Raw genomic sequence first — 22,828 nt, 5'->3', positions numbered from 1 at the left:
ATTGGGGCCGCCAAATGGCTTCACTATGGATCCTTTCGGACGGTATACTACATGTTGTGTGCGTGGCCGTCGTCAACACAATATGCTGAAAAAGAGGCTGCACAAAATGCAGGCTAGTTGGTGGTTTGTCTCCACCTGCGCAACGGACGCGTTGCTCTTGGCACCTGATTCCCATTGCTTCGAATCGGTGCATCCCGGTTCAATTTTTGCGTGAAGTTGTCAGGTGCCGGTTTTTGGCTCGACCGAGTCTATCCGACTGCCCGCCCATGCAAGGTTATCGCTGAGCTGGGCCAGAATGCTGACTGCGTCATTCAAAGGCGCATCACCGCTTTCAAATTGCAGCAGAAGCAATAGGTCGGTGGCCTTTTCAAACTCACCCGGAATCCATTTGGCCGAGGGGTCGATTTCGCCCCCTTGTTCCAGCCGTTCGGCGAAATCCTCGACGATTTCCTGGCACGAATGCAAGAATGACGCAGGTTCGATATCGGATGACTCGCGCAAATCTTCATAGATGCTGGCAATCGCGGCCAACCAGTCTTCGAGGATCGGGTTTTCGAGCGGTGGCAAAGCGGCTTCCAGCGTGGCGTGCATCGAAGCGGCATCGGGCCTTTCCGGCTCATTCTCGGGCCTGTCCAGCGTTTCCAGATAAGGTAGGAAATCCTGTTTCAGATCAGCCCTTGCAGCCTCAAGATCGGCAAGGCGACGGTCTGAGGCAATTTGCAGAACCTGTTCCGCCAGGGTCTGACCGCCGCAATCTTCCCAGAGGTCGAAATCGGGCTCGGGCTCTTGTGCCATGGCGCGCACGGCGACCGGGGTGCCAATCGGCACAACAGCGCGGAACAGATCGCCTTTTTCCTTGTTAAGCCGCGACACCACCCGATCCAAGGCCTCATTGACATGCGGCAGGTCGGTGTGGGTGACAGCCAGTAAGCTGTTGCTGCGCAAGGATTGCGGGACCTGCGACCACAGATGGCGTTCCGTCTCGCGCCAGGCGTTTGTTCCGTTGGTACACCAGATTGCGCAGTCTACAAACTTCAGCAGATCGAGTGTTGCCTTATACGTGTCGTCCAATGCGCCGGTACCGGGCAAATCAAACAATGAGATTTCCTGCAGGGCAGGCGTGTTCAATCCAACCGAAATGAAGTCAGGGTTATCTGCAGCAGCCTTTTCCAGCGCAATCCCGGAATAAACCTTGGGTTCGCGGTCCCACCACCCAACCGTGGTTTCCGGCGTTTCGGAATAAGCCACGATCACAAGCGGCAATTTCAGGTGCTGAGGTCCGGTAGGCAGAATATCGGCCCCGGCCAGCATATTGGCAAGGCTGGACTTGCCCGCGCCGAATTCGCCGGCGAATCCAATATTGACGGCATTGGACAGCCGTTCGGCATGGGCCAGCGCGCGGTCGCGCATTCCGGTCAACTCTGCGTCAGCAGACAGGTTTTCGGTCGCGTTCAGAAAGCGTTCAAGTTGCGCAACTTCCTGTTCGGTTCCGGGAAATTCAATCATTCAGCAGCCTCTGCCAGTATTTTGTCTACGTCATCTGCACCGTAAATGGTGCCCAACTCTTCCAAAATGCGTTGCGCGTGGTCACATGCCGCCTGCGCTTCGGCCCGTTCACTTGCTTCGCCGCTACCTGTCCGGTGTTCAAGATGTCCGGCCAACAATGCCAGGTAGTGATCCAGAACCGTGTTCAGCCGCTCTAGCAAATCGCTGCGCGCGGTATCCACCAGATCGTCGCCAATCATCTCGAATTCCTGCACAATCATACGTTCGGCCCGGGCCACAACGCTTTTGCGCGAAATCAGTCGCGAAAGCCAGCTGACCCTGAGTTCAACCGTTATGCCCCGCGTCAGAGCCTTGGTATCCGGTCGGAACCATCGAACGGCGCTTGTGTTCATGCGGTTGTCGGAGGAATCCTGCCAGCCCGGCAACGAACGCAGGGCCGCATTGCTTTGCATGTCGATCGAGTACAGCTCGCTCAGCATGCGCTGCCGAACCACTTGTGTCGCGCCCTGAACCAATTCGCGCATGCGGTCGCGCAGCGGGGTAAAGTTCAGCTCGGTCTCGCCACCGCTCGCCAACAATGGTGAATTTCCGTACGGCCCACGCACCACGGCTGCGACCGCTTCGGCCACGGTATCGTCCATGACACCGCGCAGGTTGGCCAGAACGTCATCCATATCGTTTACGATCTCGGTCGTTTTCTGGCCAACAAGTTTGCGCAGGTCTGCGAGCGTCTTGTGGTTTTCGTCGCCGGTTTCGGCTTTCGAACCGCTTTCTTCCTCGATGGCGCGGATGTGGGCCTTGCTGCGCTCAACCTCACCTTGGGCAAAGCTGTTGAGATGCTGCCACGCCATCCGCAACTGCTCATTCCGCGGGCCCTCGGTCAGGGCACTGGTCACGTGGCGGCGCAGGTCAGGCAAACCCGAGGCAACCATTGCAGCAAATCGCAAGACGCCTTCACGGCTGATCGGGCCGGACCCTTGTTTGATCTCTGCCACGCCGTCCAGATATTGCTTCATCTGGTCCGGATGCGCGCGCAGCCACGCCAGAACCTCATCATGGTTGATGCCTGTCTCATCCCCGGTCAGGGCATAGTGCGCCCATTGCGCGCTACCCATCAGCACGTCAATGTCCGAGTTGCCAAGCGCTTTTTCGAGACCGTCCACAACATCGGCCCGAACTTTGGTGGCATCATCGGCGCCGCCGCCCAACTCATCAACGCGGTTGATGAAGACGACGATCTGACCCAATTCCAGCGCCTGCATCAGGCGGAACAGTTTCAGGTCGGCGCGCGAAAGGGCCTGATGCGCAGACAGTACCACGACGAAAAAGTCGGATTCCTTGAGGTATTGGCGCGAGATCTCCTCACGGATCAAAAGCGGGTCATTAACACCGGGTGTGTCCGTCACGGTCAAGGGGTAGGGGAAGTGGCCGATGTCGAAATAAACCTCGGCCTTGCGCGTGATGTCGCTGTACAGTCCCCGGTCCGACCCCGGATCATACGCACCCTCATCGGTTGGATCGTCGCCTGCGCAGACATAGCGCGCCAGATCGTCTGAGTTCAGGTTGTCCAGGTCATGATGCTGACCGAGCAGGTGTTTGTAGCTTTCCCCCAGACGCAGCTTGGCGCGGGTCTTCATTGCCTCGACCTGCTCTTCGATCATCTCGCGCTTATAGCTGTCCTCGTCATCGGGGAACATGTTGCGCAACTCTTCGCCTTCGGCGATCAGCGCCTGCCATTGGCGGTTGTCGAAGAAATGAAATTCAGCCCCCGAGGTGCGGCCAGACGGGTGCCCGAAATGCATGTCGGTAATCACCGTTGTCCAAGGATTCACATCCGAAGGAAGAAATTCTGCTTGCCCCGTGAAACCGTTGATCAGGCGCGACTTTCCGGCCTTGATCTGCCCAACAAAAGCGATTGAGGGTTTGAGGTTCTTCAGATCACTGACAATTCGCGAAATGAATTGCCGGGTCTCTTCGTTTGAGATCCCGTTCATGTCCTCGGCAATACGGATCAACTCGCGACGATTGGTTTCACTCATAAACTTTACCCTGGCAACATATAAAAGCGCGCCAAACGCGCCGAAAAACTGATTGTATCGGACGCAATCATCCGTCCGGCCTTTTTAAAGCTGCCCACAGATTGACGACCGCGCCCAACTTGCGTGCCTCGTGAACGGCCAGAGCGGTATTTGTGCCATCGTTCAAAACGGCCAACCCGGTGCCTTTGCCGCCAGACGGCCGTATGACAATAAGCTGCGGATGGTCCATTGTGTTGGTCGTGTCGTCATCCCATCTCGCAAGATCGCGGGCGAAACTGGCCAGCAAATCGGGTTTGGGGTGCAGGGGCTCTCCGTCTTTGCAGGCACCATCCGCAAGCAGCGCTGCGCCATCCGCGATCAGTACCCGCCCTTGGGCAAACTGTTCTGCGCCATCAAAAAAACGCTGTGCTAAAGCATCTGTGCTGTCAGCCTCTGGCGTTTCTTCTGTGGGCTTCAAACTTTCAGGACTGGCGTCAACGATGGATATGACCGGCTCTACCGGCTGCTCCATATCCGCGCAGGAGGCTTCGATCTCGCTGAAGGTGATTCCAACGTCATCCGCTTCAAGCGCGGTATCAGGTTGAAGAGAAATCAATTGGAGCGGAGCAGGAGCACAAGCGATATCGGTCACCAGTTGCGCCAGCTTGACCGCAAGGTCCTGGCGCAGTTCCGTTTCGAAATCCGGGGCTACACCGGACGGGACCCGAAACACGTCAGTGACCCGAGAGCTGTTCACTTCGATGGCAAGGCAATCGCCATTGGCCGCGGTAAATTCCAATCGGCGGGGCAGGATTGTACCGCGAATGGCGTGCAGCACTTTTTCGCGCCGAGCCATAGCGGTATCACCGGGTACAGTAACCGCCGGATTCAGGCGGGCAACAGACGAGCGCCCGATTTCATCGAGCATCTCAAGTATGTCCGTATCCATCATGCCGTGACCCCCCTCTGGGCCGGTCTAGACTGCGGCCGCGACTGGCCCCAGGCTGAGATGCGATTTCGTCAGCGCCAACCCGACGTTGGCACTGTTGCGACAAATGTAGCAGACCACGTGATCAGGATATTCCTGAGTCCGCAGAAATATGTTTAGCCGATCCTTCGAAAACACCGCGATTTCCCCAAATCCCGGGTTGCCCGATTCCTCTGCTTTGGCCGAGCGAAGCAGTTCCTCGAACGCTTTGATTCCCCGGCCCTGAAACAGGTTAGCCACGGCAAGGGCCAGACTGTCCAGAACCTCAGCGCTGTCAGAGTCTAAGGTGTTGATCCCCAGCAACATTCCCGTTTCCATGTCGACATACCCGGCTGCAATGCAGTCGGGTATGGTTTCCATCGCAGAGCGGAGTGCGGTTTCAATTGTCATTGCTTGCTACCCGTGTCTCCTTTTACAGCGCATGGCGTTCCGCCCCACCGTTTTTCGACGCACCCGGAACAGGGTGCACCGGTTCTTTGGTTCGACGGGCGTAGTGTTCGGCTGCGATCTGGTCGAATTCTTCGAGAAAATCGTTGAAAACCTTTTTCATCCCTTCAGCGTCATCCGGCAAGTCGTCGTCAGCGGAGATTTCGCGCCACATGGACGCGGCACTGAGTGCAGTTTCGCTTGTGACACTCAGCGCGTCTTTGAGCGTCTTGCGGCTTTCGTCTGGTGCATCGGAGTCGTCGGCAGTTGTTACGTTGGCCAGAGGAACAACCTGCATGTCGACAAGGCTGTTAGATTCAGGCTCGGGCTCATACTCGTCCTCAGCGCCTTTCGACTGCTCGGCCAACAAGGCGGTGATGGACGACACCGAAAGCTCGGCGCGCTTTTCGTTGGGTTCCGACGTGTCAACTGCCTCAGACACGTCAGCGGGTTCATCTGCGGAAGAACCCATGATTGGATCGGACGTGCTTGACGCAGACTCTTCCGCTTGTACGTCGGACAACAGGTCGGTGCTGTCGTCCACTTCCAGCTCATCGTCATCTGACAGATCCACCGGGCCTTCGTCTTTTGGTGAGTCTATGGGATCGGCAAGGCTCAGGCCGTTGCTCGGCGTGTCCCGGAAAAACGCGCGCAGCTCGTCTTCCTCGCTGGCCTCAACCGGTTGGGATGCCTGTGTTTCGGCAGCCATTTCGGCACGCAAACGCTCTGCCTTGGCCGCGTCGATGCGCTCGTCGCGGTCGGAGTCTTCATTTCGGCGCTCAACGCGGGTTGGACGGACGGGAAAGCTGGTGACAACTTCGTCTGCAGGTGCCGCCGCGGCGTCTGGAACCGGGTTCACAAGCTTTAATGGGGCTGCATCTTCATCCTGTTCCGCCTTCCGCTTCGGGCGGGTCGGTTGAATGCGGGGTTCGTCGGACAAGCTGTTGTCGATCTGATACCGCGCAAGCATGTCGGCTCGGTGATCCATGATCTGTTCGGTGATTTCAAGAAAGCTGTCGACCATCTTGCCGCCACCGCTACGTGCCCAAAGCTCGGCATCGCCGCTTTTGTCCCGCGCAACGATGGCGTCGCGGGCTGAAAACAGAATTGACCGATTGAATAAGTGTCCCGCCTCACGATTCACACGGCGCAGCACTTTCTGGCGGTCTTTAGCGTCAAGCGCGTCGGCCCGGGTGACCAGCAAAAGCGAGTTGTGCTGAAGTCGTTCCGGAAGCGACACCCATGTCGCCCTCTCGGTTTCCCGCCAGGCTTGGGTGGAATGTGTACACCACAAAACACCATTGGCCTGTCCAACCGCGCGGCGCCAAACGTCACTAGAAATTTTTGGGTCAGAGATTCCCGGGGTATCGATCAGGTCGACCGCTTCCAGAATGTCGGATTCAAGGAAAATGCGAATGAACTGGGCGTCATTTACCCCAATTGCGTGCAATTGATCGAGGGTGATATCCTCTCGCGTACCATCGTCGCTCTGTATGTATGCCGACTGTTTGCCCCAACTGAACCAGACGGGTGGCAACTGCGTGGCAGTGACTTGGGTCGGCAATGCGTGAGAGCGCAGCAAGAAGTTCATCAGTGTCGATTTGCCGGCGCTGAACTCCCCCATCAGTGCAAAAATCGGTTTGCGCCGGGACCACTGCTCGATGCGTTCCCATGCCTTAGGAGATACGAAGCGGGTTTGTGTGTCTTTTGCCATGTCGCTACTTATGCTGCCTCGTTACTAAGATCTTTCAGGATATCGCCCAGGATATCGTCGCGTGACTTCTTGGGCGTCATGCCCGCCATCAGGGCGGCCTGGTTTGGGTCCTGCTCGGCCGAGGCCGAAATGCTCATCAGTGTCTCGCTCTGCTCGCGCAGGAAATCGGTCAGACCTGCGCGAACGTTTTCCAGAACCGCCGCAATCTGGTTTTCTTCAAGGTCCTTGGTGATCGAGTTCGCCTCGGACGCTATCAGACGCGTGTAGTCTGCGGCATATGCCTCGAACCCTTTGCGACGTTGCCACCAACGACGCCACCATGTGCTTAGCAAATCCAGTGCGATGGTGCGCCCGATGCCCAGTGGCGGCGGGACGCGGGGCACGATAGGTGCTTCGATGCTGAATTCACCCAGATGATTTCCCAGCAGCTTTTGATACAGTGCCTCGACATCATTTGCAGCCTCGCTGTAAAGCGCGCCAGCCTCTTTGCGCATTGAGCGTGCGAAACTGAAGTAAGCCGCCTTTTGCAGCGTCCGCAGGCCCGCGGGGTCGTACTGCCAGGTACCTTGTTCACCTTTCTTCTCAAGATGCGCGATCAACGAATCCGTGGCGCGTTTTACAAAATTGGTTTCGGCTGACTTGAGACGTTGCAGCACTTTGTCCCGCAATGAGGCCGTCAGTTCAGCCACTTTCTTTTCATATTCTTCGGTCACCTTGGCGACCGCCTCTTCGGGCGCGACCCCGTCCATCTCACGCACAACGCCTTGCCCTTTGGACAGCGTCTTGGCCACTGCTGTCGCGCGAATTTGGCTGGCGATGTTGCGGGCGCGATGACGCACACGGTCCAGCAGGCGGGTGCCAGCCCCTTCGGCGATCCGCTCATTCATCGCGAGCAACAGATCAGGAAGGCCAGACAGCGCCCAGATCTTGTCAAGCGAGGGAGCCTGATCACCGAATCCGGCCGCCAGATAGAAGGTGTTGAGCGCCCGACGTGACTCTTCTGTCAGAATATCGGGATTGCCGGTCAGGGCAGCCTCGGCCCAAAGCGCGCTGCCGAACACAACGCTTGTGTTTGTGTCGATGTTATTCTGTTTCAGCGTGTCCTTTATCCGGTCACGAATCTCGGGCACTTGATTGACCGGATCGGACAATTCGTCGATGCGGTTCACGAACAGGATAATCTGCCGATTTTCGAACTGCGCGATGATCCGCATCAGCGCCATGTCCATGGTGGTCAACGCCTGGCTTGCGGCCAATACAACAACACAAACTTCCGAACCGCGAAGGCTGCGCAAGGTAATCTGCTCACGCACCATGAAGGTATCATTGACGCCGGGCGTATCGCACAGTTTTAGCGAGATTGGGTATTGCGGAATGTCCATGAACAGTTCCGCCGACTTGGTCACATCGGCAAAGCGCCCGGTCTTTGGATTGATATCCGGGTCGTCCTCGTCACCCAGGCAGACATAGCGCTGAATCAACTCTTCGTCGAAATACTCATACTGGTGGCTCTGCCCCAGAATCAGGTCGAAATGCTGACCAAGACGGGCTTCGGACTTGGCTTTCATTTCGCTGATTTGACGCCGGATATCATCCATTTCGTCATCAGCACCGGCACGGTTGGCCAGCTCACCAAGACGACCGCCGCCGACCATCAGATTGTCCCACTCTTCCTGCTCAAAAAAGGTGAACTTGGCCTTTTTGTCGCCTTCGGTGCGCGTGTTGATGTTTAACGTGGTCACTACCGAGGTCCACGGGTTCACGTCCGACGGCAGGAGGGCAGGGCGCCCCGCCAGAATGTTCACGATCGAGGATTTACCTGCTTTGACCTGCCCAACCAGCGTCACGCTGGCTGTGAAGTTCTCCATCCGCGTCTTGAGTGTCGCCAACCGCGCCGATGACCGGGCATCTGCCACTTCGGTCAACTGGTCGATCTGGGTCGCAAGCGATGCCATGGCCGTGGTCATCGGCGACAGCGCTTCGTTTCCGACGGACAGAAGGTGGTCGTTTCGGGCCATGATCAACCTCCGGTCCCAGTAGCGGCGATATGATGATGTTCCTGACCGTCAGAAGAACTGGTCATTATGTCGATCCGTGCAATCAGGTTCAGCGCATTTCCAAGGATCGCGGCCTCATCACCGGGTGAGATGGACTCGTAAGCCCCCGAATCAGCTAGCACTTCGATAGAGCTGAATGTTTCACTATTCTCCAACAGCGCCAGACGGCGTCCGGTAGGAAACCCTTTTGATTTGGTCTCGGGCAGAGGCATGCGGGAATTGGCTAGAAGATAGTGCCCCCCCGAGTGCGTGCGCAGCGACAGACCAAAGCCAGTGTTCGGGTGGTCCCGATTGAGGGACTTCAGTTCACCAAGAAAACTTTCGCGGGCAAGACCAACGGCGTCTTGCTCAGCAGCAGCAGAGTTTATCATATTGGTCACGGCTAAGACCCTTGTATTCGAGTTGAGCAAAAAATCTGAACTAGGCCCAGGGGCAAAAAAGACTCGTTAACACCCACTCTCCATCATTGTTGGCAAGGCGGTGTTATTTTGGCGCGAATAAGATTTTTTGGCGTTTGAAATGTGGCGCAAATAAGATCAAGCCTTCAGGCCGAACCTCAACCCCTGGTCGAGTAGACGGATTTAAGGTTACACAAGTCGTACAGCTTCATCGGTGAGACGTGGCGGCAAAATCCTTCTCAGTCGGGGCAAAGAATTCTTGAAATATTTGGTTTTCAATTGCTTAACTGCACCCGTTCAAAGCCTGACCAGGGCAACGAAGCCCAGATTTGCGGATCCCAGATTGTGTTGGCGGCATCCAATGTGATCAGTATGCAGCCCCTACCGCTCAGCTTAAACGCGTTAAAGTTTGGGTTATCTTTCACTTAATGTGCACGATAACGAAACAATTAAGCACAAGGTAATTTTTCGAGTTCAACGGGCCATAGTGATCGTAAAAGGCTTTAAGTTTTATGTATTAATAAATAAACTTATAAGAAAATTAGTAATTATCTTTCTCCGGCATAAACAACCGTCTCGACTATGAAGCAGCTGCAGCATAGGCAGATCTCTGGATTGTTTCGACATCATGCCCAATAATCTTTGATTTCAGGCAATTTCCCTCTCGCACTTGATCGCAGGCTTTGTTATTGACCGCATCAATCCGACGCTCAGAGTCGGTACTGCGGGTGTGGCGAAATTGGTAGACGCACCAGATTTAGGTTCTGGCGCCGCAAGGCGTGGGGGTTCAAGTCCCTCCACCCGCACCACTTTATAGACGTAAGGCGCTGAAAACAAACGGCTTGACGTTTCGGCGTTTCGCTCAGTCCCCCAGATTGCCCCCAAGTTATTCGCTGGAAGGCTCTCGGCTTTCGATCCCCGCGCAAACCCCTGATGCCTTCAATAGGACCAGCCGGGGGCGAAGAAGTGACAAGGCCCAATCTTTTTACCCGATCACGCCACTTCCCTTCTTTCGCCGATACTTGCGAAAAGCCAGTCTTCGATTTCGGCTGCGTCAGGTTGTACCTGTTGTGCAATCCCTCCGCTGAATTCAAGGAATGCATCCGCGTTTAACTGGTTCAGCCCAACCAATACTGGCAGGTCGAGTGCAAGCGCATCAGCAATGACCGAACGAAACCCTCTGCCTTCGGCTTCATGTTTGCCAAACTTGTTTACAATTAGGCAGTCGCTGACTGGCAACCTTGCCAAGGCTATTCCGACTGCGGACTCGAGAGCCTCGGGGTCCAATCTGCAACCGCGGGCCTCGCGCCCTAAGCTTTGCGAAATCCGTACTTTTGGTCCATCGGGTAAAACAAGAACGTCCATGTCGCAAGGTCCTGCATCCGCGCGCTCTGTGTTGATTTGTGCCGTTCCTGCTGGACAGTATCCGGCTTGAATGACCGATTGCGCCACCTGATGCAGGACAAGATCGGTGTCGCCCCTGCCGGGGGCCATTGTGTAAGCGATACGCATATTGGGACTCAGTTGCTGCTAAAGGGAAGGAATTCGACCAAGGCCCCTTCGGGAAAATGATCGGTTTCAGAGGGAAGAAACGACAAACCGTCAGAGGTCGCCAGAAGCGACACCTGACCCGAGTTCACATTGGATGGGCATTCAACGATATCACGGCCATAACCGTCTACTCCAACAATCCGCGCGGCACGGACTTCGCACCGGCCTGCTTTCCGGCTCAAACTGTGTCCAAGAACCACGTGACGACGTTCAGGATGAACCTGTGCGTTGCCCGCAAGAGTATTCAGAACGGTTTCGCCGATGACTGACCACGTTACGAAGGCAGATCCGGGATTACCGGGTAGCCCGAGCCAGACTGCATCGCCAATTTTTCCAAGCGCGACGGGTTTGCCCGGTTTGATTGCCACTCCGGCAAAAAAGATATCCCCTCGGGCCGCTGTGACCGCGGTGCGTAAATGGTCTTCATCACCGACCGAGACACCGCCCGTCGTGATGATTAAATCCGAGGTTGCTGCCGCCGACTGGAGTGCGCAGCAGATGCTGTCCTTATCGTCATCGACCTTGATGACATTTTGTAAATCGACGTCGGGACGGGACAGCAAAGATTGCAACATCGGCGTGTTCACGTCCCAAATCTGACCGCCTGTCAGATTTTTCGTTCCCGAAGCGGCAACTTCTGACCCCGAGGCAAGCAAGGTTACGCGGATGCGGCATCGGATATTGACCACCCCGTGTCCTGCTGCTGCAGCGGCTGCAATTGCGCGGGGTGTCAACATCATTCCAACCGGCAGGATTTCGGCACCGCGCCGATGTTCTTCCCCTCTCAATCGTATGTTTTCACCGATAGTAGGTCGCCTGTTGATCCGGATCATGTTTCCGAGCCGCTCGACCTTTTCTTGCATGATCACGCTGTCAAAAGGGTGTGGAACGGGTGCGCCTGTAAAAATCCGACAGGCATCCGTTGCCGCGTACGGCGTGTCCGCAGCCTCACCCGCAGCGACACGTCCGTTGACGGGCAATAGCCATGGTCCATCACCGGCCAGAGCCTTGCTGTTCACCGCATACCCATCCATTGCAGAATGATCGAAACGGGGCATGTCTGCATGTGCAAGCACAGCAGCCGCAAGAACACGTTCGCGGCAGGTGTGGATCGGCGCGTTTTCAGTCCGCGCAACCGGCGTCACATGCTGCAAGACCTGTTGTAAAGCCTGATCGATGCTTATCACACCAGCGGCTACCGAAAGGTCATCGCAGCCACAGCCTGACGAAAGATGTCTTGAAAGATATGTCATGATGAACCTCGGACCCTTACGTTTCTTGTCATGCTTTTGTTGATCTGTGGCTGCGGATATCCGACAGGTGCGACGGGCGCTTGATCCGTGTGGGACCGGCAAGTGTCCTAGGGTCTGTCGTCAGCAGGTTTGAGATGATGCGCTTCATGACCTTGCCTTGGTGGGCAACACTGGCTGGAGATCTGCGCCAGAGATTTCGGCGGATGCGACGAGGGACTGCACAAACTCCTTGGCCGCACGGGCCCACGAAGCCTTTTCGATGGCATCGGAAATCTTCTGTTTGACCGCGTCATAAGGCAGGACGGCGCCTTCTGCGACCGCATCCATCTTGATTACGTGCCAGCCATATCGGGTAAGCACCGGTGCTTCGGTGATGCCCCCTTCTGTCAAATCGCGCAGCGCAGCCTCAAACTCGGGGACGGTGTCGCCGGGGCTCAGTTGACCCAAGGCACCACCGCTTGACTTCGAGCCGCAATCGCTGACGCGGGCAGCAAGGTCGGCAAAGCCTTTCGGGTTTTCCAAAGCCTGCGCCGCCAGATCGACAGCACGGGCATGTGCCTCTTGGCGCAGGGTTTCAGTCTTGGGGTCGCAGGCAATCAATATGTGCGAAACCTCCCACAAAGGTGGGCTACGAAAGCGAGAGGGGTCTTTTTCCCACTCTGCGCGAACGGTCTCCTCTGATGGCGGCGACACAATCACCGCGTCTTCGAGAAGGCCCCTGACCAGGGCCTCCTCATCTGTTTCAAACCGGCCTGGGCCGACCTCTTGAACCTGCGCTTCGATCCCGCGTTTCCGCGCTTCTTGCAGAAGCAGGGTGCGCACCGCCAAGGCATTTGCCGCCTTGCGCCACACGATGCCGGGTTTGCCTTTTGGGCCATCATGGTTCTGGGTCTCAGCCGCGATTCTTGCGGATGGCACCGTTTCACCATTGACGACGAGATCAGGAAAAAGCGCGTTCATTGGTATTACTCCGCTGGCTTGGGCATTGCGTCGGACGCGTTTGCGGCTTTGCCTTGTGGCATCTGCGTTTTTCCAGCCATTGGTACAGCACCGATATTTGCGGGCAGCACCTCTTTCCGGCGTGAGCGCACCACCTGATACCCGGTCCGGCCCAAGAGATAGCGGAACGGGGCAGCAAAGCCTGACAGGATGTGTACCAGCCGTGTGAATGGAAAGACGGCTATGATCAGCAGACCCAACACCAGGTGTAGCTTGAAGATAAACGCCACATCGGCGATGTAATTTGCCGCAGCGCCATCAAAGGTGAATATACCCTGTGCCCAAGACATGAACTTGACCATTTCATGCCCGTCCAGATGGCCAAGCGAAACGAAGATCGTTCCGAGGCCGAGGACAAGTTGCGCGATCAGCATCAACAGGATCGCGTTGTCCCAAAAGCTGGAGTTTTTTGCGATCCTTGGATCAGTCCAGCGGCGATGGAACAGCAACACGCCTCCGGCTAAGGCCGCAACACCCGCAATGCCACCCGCCACGACCGCAAGCGTTTGCTTTGCACCGTGACTGATGCCGATGGCGTCAAAGATCCAGATCGGAGTCAGAAGACCGATGAGGTGCCCAAAAAATATCACCAGCACACCGACGTGGAACAGTACCGAACCGACGATGAGTTGCTTGCGTCGCAACATCTGAGACGACGAAGATTTCCATGTGAACGGGTCGCGCTCATAGCGCGCAATTGACCCGAGAATCCCGATCGCCAGCGCGATATAGGGAAAAGTTCCGAACAGAAATTGGTTCATTGCATCCTCCGTCATTCTGCCGCTTGCTGCGGCGCGGGGGTGATGGGTTTATCCATGCGTGCCAGCATGTCGCGTACTTGCGGACAGCCAGCGTTGGGATCCGGGCCAAAGCGGACTTCGGATTCTTCCCAAACCTTGTCGAGCGCTTCGAGGTCGTTGGGGTCCAACTCCGGCTCTTCCAGCAACTCGGCCACGGCGGCTTTGTCCGCCTTGGCGCCAGACAGCTGTAATAAAGCGGCGAACACGGCACCGTAAGGGCTTTCCCGGCGGTCGAGCCGCGCGTTCAGAGCCTCTAGAATATGGGCCGCGTCCGCCAAGGTTTCCTGTACCTCGGTAAAGGGACGCGTGGACAGGAATTCCAGTAGCATGGGCAGGTGATCGGGCAGTTCCGAGGTTACTGGGTCGAAACCCGCGTCGCGATACATCTCGACCAGCGACACCATCGCGCCTCCCCGGTCCCGGCTTTCGCCATGGACGTGCTCAAACAGGTTGAGCGACAGGGTGCGCGACCGGTCGAAAAGACCAACATAGGTCTCTTGCAGGTCATAGATGTCGCGCCCGCTCAGCTCCCCAACGAGCGGGCGCAACGCCCGACGCGCTGCTGCTGTCAATCGCGTGTCCGAGGCCAGGACGCCTCCGATCTCGGGCATGGCATGCTGCAACTCGCGCGTCGGGTAACTCAGGACCAAAGACAGCGCTTTAAGGGTACGATCCATGGGCATCACATCGCCTCCGGCATTTTCAGGGGTTTCTTTGCTTTGCCGAAAAGCGACGCTTTCGAGGTGCCGGTGGAACATCCGTTTCCGTCCGTGAATCCACAGCCGCCCTTAAGGTCATACGCTTCTTCGACTTGCTCACGATGGGTTGTCGGTATCACGAACCGGTCTTCGTAATCGGCCAGGGCCATGATCTTGTACATGTCCTCGATCACTCGGCCACTAAGTCCAACCCGGGCTGCGATTGCCTCATCGATCACACCGTCCACGGTTTTCGACCGCATGTAAGCGCGCATGGCCATCATGCGTTCAAGCGCGCTGACAACGGGGGCCTCGTCGCCTGCCGTCAGCATATTGGCCAGATACCGAACCGGAATCCTTAGATCCTGCACGTTGGGCATCATGCCATCCATGCCGATCTTGCCAGCCTCGGTCGCGTTCTGGATTGGGCTGAGCGGTGGGATGTACCAAACCATCGGCAGCGTCCGGTATTCAGGATGCAGCGGGAAGGCCACTTTCCACTCCATCGCCATCTTCCAGATCGGGCTTTCCTGTGCGGCTTTGATCCAGTCCTCGGGAATGCCGTCGGCCCGCGCAGTTTCGATGACCACCGGGTCGAAGGGATCAAGAAAGACGTCCAGCTGCGCGTCATAGAGCTCTTGCTCTGATGGCGCATTTGCAGCGGTTTCGATCTTGTCGGCGTCATAAAGCATCACGCCGAGATAGCGGATACGCCCAACACAGGTCTCGGAACAGACGGTGGGGTTGCCGCTTTCAATCCGGGGGTAGCACAAGGTGCATTTCTCGGATTTGCCGCTTTCCCAGTTGTAATAGACCTTCTTGTAGGGGCAGCCGGACACGCACATCCGCCAGCCGCGGCACTTTTCCTGGTCGATCAGAACAATGCCGTCTTCCTCACGCTTGTAGATCGCGCCAGACGGGCAGGATGCAGCACAGGCCGGGTTCAGGCAGTGTTCGCAGAGCCGGGGAAGATACATCATGAAGGTGTTTTCGTACTCTCCGTAGATTTCCTTCTGGATGCCTTCAAAGTTGTAGTCTTCAGACCGCTTCGAGAATTCGCCGCCAAGGATTTCTTCCCAGTTCGGGCCCTTCTCGATCTTTTCGATCCGTTCGCCGGTGATCTTGGAGTAGGGGCGCGCCGTAGGGAACGCCTCCATCTCTGGGGCCGACTTCAGGTGGTCGTGGTCGAAATCGAACGGTTCGTAATAGTCGTCGATTTCGGGCAGATCCGGGTTGGCGAAGATGTTGGAAAGAATCCGCCACTTTGAACCCTGTTTCGGCTGCAGCTTGCCGGATTTGGTCCGTTTCCAGCCACCGTTCCACTTGGCTTGGTTTTCCCAGTCGGTCGGGTAGCCGGTTCCCGGCTTTGTCTCGACGTTGTTGAACCAAGCGTATTCGACCCCATCCCGTGTGGTCCACACGTTCTTGCAGGTCACAGAGCAGGTGTGGCACCCGATGCATTTATCGAGGTTCAGCACCATGCCGATTTGCGCACGAACTCTCATTCTGCTGCCTCCTTCTGGGTGGCTTCACGGTCGAGCCAGTCGACCTTTTTCATTTTCCGCACGACGACGAATTCATCCCGGTTGCAGCCCACGGTTCCGTAGTAGTTGAAGCCATAAGACTGCTGGGCGTAGCCGCCGATCATGTGGGTGGGTTTCAGAACCGCGCGGGTCACAGAGTTGTGGATACCCCCGCGCTTACCGGTTTTCTCCGAGCCGGGCGTGTTCACGATCTTTTCCTGTGCGTGATACATGAACGTAGTGCCGTCCTTGATCCGTTGGGACACAACGGCCCGGGCTGTCAGCGCACCGTTCACGTTATACAGCTCTACCCAGTCGTTATCGGCGATACCCGCCTTTGCGGCGTCATTCTCTGATATCCAGATCACCGGACCACCACGGTTGAGGGTCAGCATCAACAGGTTGTCGGAATAGGTCGAGTGGATGCCCCATTTCTGGTGCGGCGTGATGAAGTTCAGCACCACGTGCGGGCTTCCATCGCGGGCGTCGTGATTGACCTCTTCCGTGATGGTCTTGAGGTCAACTGGTGGCCTGTAAGACACAAAGCCTTCGCCGAACGCGCGCATCCACAGGTGATCCTGATAAAGCTGCTGTCGCCCCGTCAGGGTTCGCCAGGGGATCAATTCGTGCACGTTGGTGTAACCCGCGTTGTAGCTGACCTTCTCACTTTCGATGCCCGACCATGTGGGCGACGAGATGATCTTGCGGGGCTGCGCCGCAATGTCGTGGAAGCGAATCTTCTGGTGGTGTTCGCCCTCGGCCAGGTGCGCGTGTTCGCGCCCTGTGTTTTCACCCAGTGCTTCCCAAGCCTTCACGGCAACGTTGCCATTGGTCTCGGGGGCCAGCATCAGGATTACTTCGCAGGCGTCGATCGCAGTTTCGATCTTGGGCCGTCCTTTCGCCGCCCCGTCCTGTTTCACACCGTTCAAAGCGGCAAGATTGTCGATCTCTTCCTGGGTGTTCCAAGTGATACCCTTGCCGCCATTGCCCAGTTTATCCATCAACGGGCCAACTGCGGTAAAGCGGTCGTAGATCGCGGTATAGTCACGCTCGACCGCTACATAGGCAGGTGCCGTTTTGCCCGGGATAAGATCGCATTCGCCCTTTTTCCAATCGCGAACCTGATCCTGAGCCAGCTCTGTCGGCATGTCGTGCAGCAGAGGCAGGGCGACGATATCGGTTTCCTTGCCAAGGATTTCCGGCGCTACTTCCTGAACCTTCTTGGCGATGGCCTTGAAGATTTCAAAATCCGATTTGGATTCGTATGCCGGATCCACTGCGGCCTGCAGCGGGTGGATGAACGGGTGCATGTCCGACGTGTTCAGGTCGTCTTTCTCGTACCAACTGGCAGTTGGCAGAACGATGTCGGCATAAACCGCGGTGGTGGACATGCGGAAGTCGATCGTGACCAGCAGATCCAGTTTTCCTTCCGGGCCTTTTTCATGCCACTTGGCCTCTTTCGGCAGGGCGCGACCTTCTTCGCCCAGGTCCTTGCCCAGGACGCCGTGCTCTGTGCCAAGCAGGTGTTTGAGGAAGTATTCGTGGCCCTTACCGGAAGAGCCCAGCAGGTTCGAACGCCACACGAAAAGGTTGCGCGGCCAGTTTGCCGGATCGTCCGGGTCTTCGCAGGACATTTCCAACTCACCGGACTTGAGCTGCTGGGCAACGTAGGCCGGAATTTCCATTCCCGCGTCTTTTGCCTGCTTTGCCACGTCCAGCGGATTGGACTTGAGCTGTGGCGCCGACGGCAGCCAGCCCATACGTTCTGCCCGGATGTTGTAGTCGATCATGCTGATGTCCCAATCGCCGTCCGGTGCGGTCGGTGACAGGATTTCTTTCGCCTCAAGCGTCTCATACCGCCACTGATCGGTATGAGCATACCAGGCCGATGTCGCGTTCATGTGCCGCGGCGGGCGGCCCCAGTCGAGCGCAAAGGCCAGAGGTTGCCATCCGGTCTGCGGGCGCAGCTTTTCCTGCCCGACATAATGCGCCCAGCCACCGCCAGACTGACCGACACACCCGCACATCACCAGCATGTTGATGACGCCGCGATAGTTCATGTCCATGTGGTACCAGTGGTTCATGGCCGCACCGATGATGACCATGGCCTTGCCCTGCGTCTTTTCGGCAGTGTCGGCAAATTCGCGCGCAACATGGATGATCTTGTCAGCAGGTACGCCGGTGATCTTTTCAGCCCATTTTGGCGTGCCGGGGACATCTTCATCATAAGAGGTCGCCACCCACTCGCCGCCAAACCCGCGATCCACGCCGTAATTCGCGCAGAACAGATCAAAGACCGTGGCGACCAGAACCTCGCCATCGGCTGTTTGAACACGCTTGACCGGAACGTTCTTGGTCAAAACGTCCGGGCGTTGGTCTCCGGTGGTAAAGGCCTCGGTTGCAGCACCGCCAAAATAGGGGAAGTCCACGCCGCGAATGTCGTCATGATCATCGTCAAGAATGAGCGACATCTGAAGCGTGGCATCCTTTCCGGCTGCCTTCTCTTCAAGGTTCCACTCACCCTTTTCGCCCCAGCGATAGCCGATGGCCCCGTTGGGTGACACTAGCGTGCCGCTTTGTTCATCAATGGCGACGGTCTTCCATTCGGGGTTATTTTCTTCGCCCAGTTTGCCATCGAGGTCATCGGCCCGCAGGAAGCGGCCGGGAACAAGATTGCCGCCTTTTTCGTCCAGACGAACCAGCATGGGCATGTCGGAATACTTGCGGCAGTATTCCTCGAAATACTCGGCCTGGCGGTCGATGTGGAACTCACGCAGGATGACGTGGCCGAATGCCATTGCCAGCGCCGCGTCGGTGCCCTGTTTAACGTTCAGCCAGACATCGGCGAATTTGGACGCCTCCGAATAGTCGGGGCAGATCACCGCCGACTTGGTGCCCTTGTATCGCACCTCGGTATAGAAGTGGGCATCCGGTGTCCGGGTCTGAGGTACGTTGGAGCCCCAGAGCAGCAGATAGCTGGAGTTGTACCAATCCGCGCTTTCCGGAACGTCTGTCTGCTCGCCCCATGTCATCGGCGAGGCTGGCGGCAGGTCGCAGTACCAGTCATAGAAAGACATGCAGACGCCGCCCATCAAACTCAGATAGCGCGATCCCGCCGCGTAAGAGACCATGGACATGGCTGGGATCGGCGAAAAGCCGAAAATGCGGTCGGGGCCATAGGTTTTGGCAGTGTAAGCGTTGGCAGCCGCAACGATCTCGGTCGCTTCGTCCCAGGTGGCGCGGACAAAGCCGCCAGAGCCACGCTTGGAGGTATAGCTGCTGCGCAGGATCGGGTCATTCTGGATCGCGGTCCAGGCTTCGATCGGTGTCTTGGTCTTGCGCATCTCGCGCCAGACTTTCATGAGCCGCCCGCGAATGAGCGGGTTTTTCACCCGGTTCGCAGAATACAGATACCAGCTGTACGACGCACCCCGTGCACAGCCGCGCGGTTCGTGGTTCGGCAGGTCGGGCCGTGTGCGCGGGTAGTCTGTTTGCTGCGTCTCCCAGGTTACGATCCCGGACTTGACGTAGATCTTCCAGCTGCACGATCCGGTGCAGTTCACCCCGTGGGTCGAACGGACGACCTTATCGTGGCGCCAGCGGTTTCTGTATGTATCTTCCCAGCCGCGGTCTTCGTTCGTGACCTGACCGTGGCCGTTGGCGAACTCTTCCAGTTTGTTGGACTGAAGAAAGTTCAATCTGTCGAGCAGGTGGCTCATGGATTTGTCTCCTAGTGGCTACCCCTTGCGCGGGCAGGTCCGGCGCAAGGGCTTGGTCATTAGATCAGCAGGGAACAGGCGCGTTCTTGCGGCTGTAGACGGCCCAGGTGATCACGGCGCAGAGCGCGTAGAACCCGAGGAAGGCCCACAAGGCGCCGTGCGGTGCACCCGTCAGCGCGATCGAGGTGCCATAACTTTTTGGGATGAAGAAAGCTCCGTAGGCCGCGATAGCCGATGTGAAGGCGATGATTGCTGCGCTTTCACGCTCGATAGCCCGCTGCATGTTGGTTGTTTCTAGCTCGGGCAACAGGCGTGGGATTTCCTGTTTCATGATTGACGGAATCATCTGGAAGGTCGAGGCGTTGCCCACACCGGTCAGGAAGAACAGCGCCATGAAGCAGGCAAAGAAGCCCCAGAAGTTGCCATCTGCCGCTTCGGGTGTGGATGGCAGGAACTGCAGTACACCAAATACGGCCACGATCATGCCCAGGAACACCCAGAAGGTAACGCGCCCACCGCCGAACTTGTCAGAAATCCAGCCGGTTGCCGCGCGGCTCAGCGCGCCGACAAGCGGGCCAAGAAAGGCATAGGAGAGCACGTCAACATCGGGGAACTGGGTTTTCATCAGCAGGGGGAAGCCCGCAGCATAACCGATGAACGAACCGAATGTCCCGGTGTAGAGAATACACATAATCCAGTTCTGGCGACGTTTCAGGATCGACAGCTGATCACTGAGCGAAGCCTTCGCATCAGCGATGTCATTCATGCCGAACCATGCGGCGATTGCACCTACAAGCAGGAACGGCACCCAGATGAAGCCCGCGTTTTGGATAAAGAGCTGGCCACCATCAGACAGTTGCTGTGGCTCACCACCAATCGCGCCGAAGACGCCCACGGTGATCACGACAGGGACGACGAACTGCATCACCGACACGCCGAGGTTGCCCAGGCCCGCGTTCATCGCCAACGCCTGTCCTTTTACCTTTTTCGGGTAGAAGTAGGCGATGTTCGCCATTGAAGAGGCAAAGTTACCACCCCCAAAGCCGCAGAGCAGCGCCAGGATCAGGAATGTGGCATAAGATGTTTCGGGGTTCTGGACAGCAAAGCCGATGCCCAGTGCCGGCAGCAGCAGCGATGCGGTTGAAATCGCGGTCCACTTCCGTCCACCAAAAATCGGGATCATGAAGCTGTAGAAGATGCGCAGCGTAGCGCCGGACAGGCCCGGAAGCGCGGCCAGCCAGAACCGTTGTGAAACCGTGAAGTCAAAGCCGATGGCTGGCATCTTGGCCACGACGACCGACCACACCATCCAGACCGAAAAGGCCATCAGCAGGTTCGGGATCGAGATCCAGAGGTTACGGGTTGCGATGGCCTTGCCCTTTTCCGCCCAGAACTGGGGGTCTTCGGGGCGCCAGTCCGTCAGGACGTGGCGGCTGTTGCCATTTGAGGTGTCAGAGATCGCCATGGGTAAAACCTCCCGTATTGGCGTTTCGGGGGGCCGGCCAAGCGTGTCGCTCAGCCGGCCATACATTCATTCAGCAGGTTGTTGGCCACTGTCCGGGCCAAGCCGGGCCAACGCGGTCTTGAGATCGTCAAGATCCTTGAAGCGGGCCGTGACCGTCAGACCGTTGCCTTTCTCGGCCAGTGCGACCTTTTGAGAGCCTTCGAAGATCAACGCGAGTTGTGCTTCGGCCTCTTGCTTACGCTTGGCCTCGGACGCGATGGCCTGGTCTACGGAGCTGAGGACATATTCTTCATCGAAGCCACCTTCCGGTTCCTTGAGCCAGACCCAGCAGACAACCCACGAGATCAGCGCGCCAGTTGCGATGATGAAGAAGAACGTCTGCGTATCGACGAAGGTGAAGATAAAGAGGTAGAAAACCGCCCCGACGTTGCCGTATGCACCAGCCATGCCTGCGATCTGGCCAGTCACCCGGCGTTTGATCGAAGGGATGATCCCAAAGGTTGCGCCTTCGGCACCTTGCACGAAGAACGAGCATGCAATGGTGATCGCGATCGCGATGATCAGCGGCCATGAGCTGTTCAGCAGCCCCATCAGCGCAAAGCCGATGGCGATACCCAGCATATAGGCCAGCATCACGAAACGGCGGTTGCCCATACGGTCCGACACCAGGCCACCCATAGGACGGGCCACGAGGTTGATGAACGCGAAGGATGCCGCAATCAGACCCGCGACCACAGGTGTCAGCCCCCAGGTCTCCTGAAAGAACATCGGCAGCATTGAGACGACAGCAAGTTCTGCACCGAAGTTGGCGAAGTATGTGGTGTTGAGCGCAGCCACCGAGCTGAACGGGTAGCGGTCATCCTCAGGTACGCCCCGGCGCAGGATCGGCAGGTTGGTGCGCAGCACTTGCCAGACCTGGTAGACCACCAGGGTGACGACAGCGGCATAGCAGATCGCTGCAACAAAGCCGTCGATATACCCCATCATCTGCACACGGTAGATGAGGATCGACAGGATACCGATCAACGGCACGGTAAAGACGACCAGCATCACGAGGTCTTTGTAGGTCGAAACCTCAAGAGCCGAGCCTTTGGCTTTTTTATGGGTGTCCGGATTGGGGCCATCGGTGATGGCGAACCAGTAAAACACACCATAAGCGGCCATGATGACGCCCGACATGGCAATGGCATAGCGCCAGCCGTCATCGCCACCGAATATATTCAGTGCAATGGTCGGAATGGTCAGCGCCGCAGCGGCCGAGCCGAAGTTACCCCAACCGGCGTAGAACCCTTCGGCAAAACCGATGTCACGGGGTTTGAACCAAAGCGCAGTCATGTGAATGCCAACGACGAACCCCGCCCCAACCGAGGACATGATCAGGCGCGAGATAAACAGCTGCATTTTTGTGTCGCCGAACGCAAAGAAAAGCGTTGGCGCGGCCATAACCACCATCAGGATCGAGAACACCCGGCGCGGACCGTATTTATCGAGCGCGAGGCCGACAAGGATGCGGGCCGGGATCGTCAATGCGACGTTGGCAATGGCGAAAAGCTTGATGTCATCTCTGGTTAACCAATCATTAGCGGCCAGCATCGAGGATGCCAGCGGTGCCATGTTGAACCAGACATAAAAGGTAATGAAGAACGCGATCCAGGTCAGGTGTAGCGCACGAATCGAGCGGTCCTGGACGTTAAAGAGTGTTGAGATTTTCAT

The 22,828-nt window shown here is 57.1% G+C and carries 16 protein-coding genes and 1 tRNA gene; 1 reads left to right on the top strand and 16 read right to left on the bottom strand.

Annotated features, from left to right (window positions below; all coding sequences use genetic code 11):
* Positions 1-219: 219 nt before the first annotated feature.
* The 7 genes from LCM21_RS08045 to LCM21_RS08015 all read right to left on the bottom strand — a co-directional run bounded on the left by LCM21_RS08045 (position 220) and on the right by LCM21_RS08015 (position 9,080).
* Positions 220-1,506 carry a dynamin family protein gene (locus LCM21_RS08045; protein WP_224890140.1) on the bottom strand — a complete coding sequence of 429 codons (1,287 nt, stop codon included), beginning with the start codon at positions 1,504-1,506 and terminating at the stop codon, positions 220-222.
* The gene (locus LCM21_RS08040) at positions 1,503-3,545 is read right to left on the bottom strand and encodes a dynamin family protein (RefSeq protein ID WP_224890139.1); all 2,043 of its coding nucleotides are present in this window, start codon (positions 3,543-3,545) and stop codon (positions 1,503-1,505) included. The genes LCM21_RS08045 and LCM21_RS08040 overlap by 4 nt, the downstream gene beginning before the upstream one ends.
* Positions 3,546-3,612: 67 nt before the next feature.
* Positions 3,613-4,476, bottom strand: a complete 864-nt coding sequence (locus LCM21_RS08035) for a hypothetical protein (protein ID WP_224890138.1) — start codon at positions 4,474-4,476, stop codon at positions 3,613-3,615.
* Between the two features lie 24 nt (positions 4,477-4,500).
* Positions 4,501-4,902, bottom strand: coding sequence for a hypothetical protein (locus LCM21_RS08030; RefSeq protein ID WP_224890137.1), 402 nt, complete (start codon positions 4,900-4,902; stop codon positions 4,501-4,503).
* A 22-nt stretch (positions 4,903-4,924) separates the two neighbouring features.
* Positions 4,925-6,652 carry a dynamin family protein gene (locus LCM21_RS08025; protein ID WP_224890136.1) on the bottom strand — a complete coding sequence of 576 codons (1,728 nt, stop codon included), beginning with the start codon at positions 6,650-6,652 and terminating at the stop codon, positions 4,925-4,927.
* 8 nt (positions 6,653-6,660) lie between these two features.
* Positions 6,661-8,670 carry a dynamin family protein gene (locus LCM21_RS08020; protein ID WP_224890135.1) on the bottom strand — a complete coding sequence of 670 codons (2,010 nt, stop codon included), beginning with the start codon at positions 8,668-8,670 and terminating at the stop codon, positions 6,661-6,663.
* Positions 8,671-8,672: 2 nt separating this feature from the next.
* The gene (locus LCM21_RS08015) at positions 8,673-9,080 is read right to left on the bottom strand and encodes a hypothetical protein (protein ID WP_224890529.1); all 408 of its coding nucleotides are present in this window, start codon (positions 9,078-9,080) and stop codon (positions 8,673-8,675) included.
* Between the two features lie 751 nt (positions 9,081-9,831).
* Here LCM21_RS08015 and LCM21_RS08010 point away from each other — a divergent pair.
* A tRNA-Leu gene (locus tag LCM21_RS08010) sits at positions 9,832-9,916 on the top strand.
* A 184-nt stretch (positions 9,917-10,100) separates the two neighbouring features.
* Here the strand turns inward: LCM21_RS08010 and LCM21_RS08005 are convergent.
* The 9 genes from LCM21_RS08005 to LCM21_RS07965 all read right to left on the bottom strand — a co-directional run bounded on the left by LCM21_RS08005 (position 10,101) and on the right by LCM21_RS07965 (position 22,828).
* The gene (locus LCM21_RS08005; RefSeq protein ID WP_224890134.1) at positions 10,101-10,619 is read right to left on the bottom strand and encodes a DUF2478 domain-containing protein; all 519 of its coding nucleotides are present in this window, start codon (positions 10,617-10,619) and stop codon (positions 10,101-10,103) included.
* Between the two features lie 8 nt (positions 10,620-10,627).
* A complete protein-coding gene (locus tag LCM21_RS08000; protein WP_224890133.1) occupies positions 10,628-11,911 on the bottom strand; it encodes a molybdopterin molybdotransferase MoeA in 1,284 nt (427 codons plus the stop codon).
* Between the two features lie 144 nt (positions 11,912-12,055).
* Entirely contained in the window at positions 12,056-12,871 is an 816-nt protein-coding gene (locus tag LCM21_RS07995) for a peptidylprolyl isomerase (RefSeq protein WP_224890132.1), read from the bottom strand.
* Between the two features lie 5 nt (positions 12,872-12,876).
* Positions 12,877-13,671: a respiratory nitrate reductase subunit gamma gene (gene narI / locus LCM21_RS07990; protein WP_224890131.1), complete on the bottom strand. Its 795-nt coding sequence runs from the start codon at positions 13,669-13,671 to the stop codon at positions 12,877-12,879.
* A gap of 11 nt (positions 13,672-13,682) precedes the next feature.
* Entirely contained in the window at positions 13,683-14,387 is a 705-nt protein-coding gene (narJ, locus tag LCM21_RS07985) for a nitrate reductase molybdenum cofactor assembly chaperone (protein ID WP_068334040.1), read from the bottom strand.
* Positions 14,388-14,392: 5 nt separating this feature from the next.
* A complete protein-coding gene (narH, locus tag LCM21_RS07980; RefSeq protein WP_224890130.1) occupies positions 14,393-15,913 on the bottom strand; it encodes a nitrate reductase subunit beta in 1,521 nt (506 codons plus the stop codon).
* On the bottom strand, positions 15,910-19,650 hold the full coding sequence (locus tag LCM21_RS07975) for a nitrate reductase subunit alpha (RefSeq protein ID WP_224890129.1): 3,741 nt from the start codon (positions 19,648-19,650) through the stop codon (positions 15,910-15,912). The genes narH and LCM21_RS07975 overlap by 4 nt, the downstream gene beginning before the upstream one ends.
* Before the next feature lie 64 nt (positions 19,651-19,714).
* Entirely contained in the window at positions 19,715-21,115 is a 1,401-nt protein-coding gene (locus LCM21_RS07970; protein ID WP_068334038.1) for a NarK family nitrate/nitrite MFS transporter, read from the bottom strand.
* Positions 21,116-21,181: 66 nt separating this feature from the next.
* A complete protein-coding gene (locus LCM21_RS07965; protein ID WP_224890128.1) occupies positions 21,182-22,828 on the bottom strand; it encodes an MFS transporter in 1,647 nt (548 codons plus the stop codon).

This window comes from Ruegeria profundi (genome assembly GCF_020171505.1).
In the GTDB taxonomy this organism is placed as follows: domain Bacteria; phylum Pseudomonadota; class Alphaproteobacteria; order Rhodobacterales; family Rhodobacteraceae; genus Ruegeria; species Ruegeria profundi.
This window is presented reverse-complemented; position numbering and strand designations above follow the sequence as displayed.

What these genes read in the sequence shown, in the direction of transcription:
- LCM21_RS08045 (WP_224890140.1), bottom strand. Translation starts at nt 1,506, where the DNA reads ATGATTGAATTTCCCGGAACCGAACAGGAAGTTGCGCAACTTGAACGC.
- LCM21_RS08040 (WP_224890139.1), bottom strand. Translation starts at nt 3,545, where the DNA reads ATGAGTGAAACCAATCGTCGCGAGTTGATCCGTATTGCCGAGGACATG.
- LCM21_RS08035 (WP_224890138.1), bottom strand. Translation starts at nt 4,476, where the DNA reads ATGATGGATACGGACATACTTGAGATGCTCGATGAAATCGGGCGCTCG.
- LCM21_RS08030 (WP_224890137.1), bottom strand. Translation starts at nt 4,902, where the DNA reads ATGACAATTGAAACCGCACTCCGCTCTGCGATGGAAACCATACCCGAC.
- LCM21_RS08025 (WP_224890136.1), bottom strand. Translation starts at nt 6,652, where the DNA reads ATGGCAAAAGACACACAAACCCGCTTCGTATCTCCTAAGGCATGGGAA.
- LCM21_RS08020 (WP_224890135.1), bottom strand. Translation starts at nt 8,670, where the DNA reads ATGGCCCGAAACGACCACCTTCTGTCCGTCGGAAACGAAGCGCTGTCG.
- LCM21_RS08015 (WP_224890529.1), bottom strand. Translation starts at nt 9,080, where the DNA reads ATGATAAACTCTGCTGCTGCTGAGCAAGACGCCGTTGGTCTTGCCCGC.
- LCM21_RS08005 (WP_224890134.1), bottom strand. Translation starts at nt 10,619, where the DNA reads ATGCGTATCGCTTACACAATGGCCCCCGGCAGGGGCGACACCGATCTT.
- LCM21_RS08000 (WP_224890133.1), bottom strand. Translation starts at nt 11,911, where the DNA reads ATGACATATCTTTCAAGACATCTTTCGTCAGGCTGTGGCTGCGATGAC.
- LCM21_RS07995 (WP_224890132.1), bottom strand. Translation starts at nt 12,871, where the DNA reads ATGAACGCGCTTTTTCCTGATCTCGTCGTCAATGGTGAAACGGTGCCA.
- narI (WP_224890131.1), bottom strand. Translation starts at nt 13,671, where the DNA reads ATGAACCAATTTCTGTTCGGAACTTTTCCCTATATCGCGCTGGCGATC.
- narJ (WP_068334040.1), bottom strand. Translation starts at nt 14,387, where the DNA reads ATGGATCGTACCCTTAAAGCGCTGTCTTTGGTCCTGAGTTACCCGACG.
- narH (WP_224890130.1), bottom strand. Translation starts at nt 15,913, where the DNA reads ATGAGAGTTCGTGCGCAAATCGGCATGGTGCTGAACCTCGATAAATGC.
- LCM21_RS07975 (WP_224890129.1), bottom strand. Translation starts at nt 19,650, where the DNA reads ATGAGCCACCTGCTCGACAGATTGAACTTTCTTCAGTCCAACAAACTG.
- LCM21_RS07970 (WP_068334038.1), bottom strand. Translation starts at nt 21,115, where the DNA reads ATGGCGATCTCTGACACCTCAAATGGCAACAGCCGCCACGTCCTGACG.
- LCM21_RS07965 (WP_224890128.1), bottom strand. Translation starts at nt 22,828, where the DNA reads ATGAAAATCTCAACACTCTTTAACGTCCAGGACCGCTCGATTCGTGCG.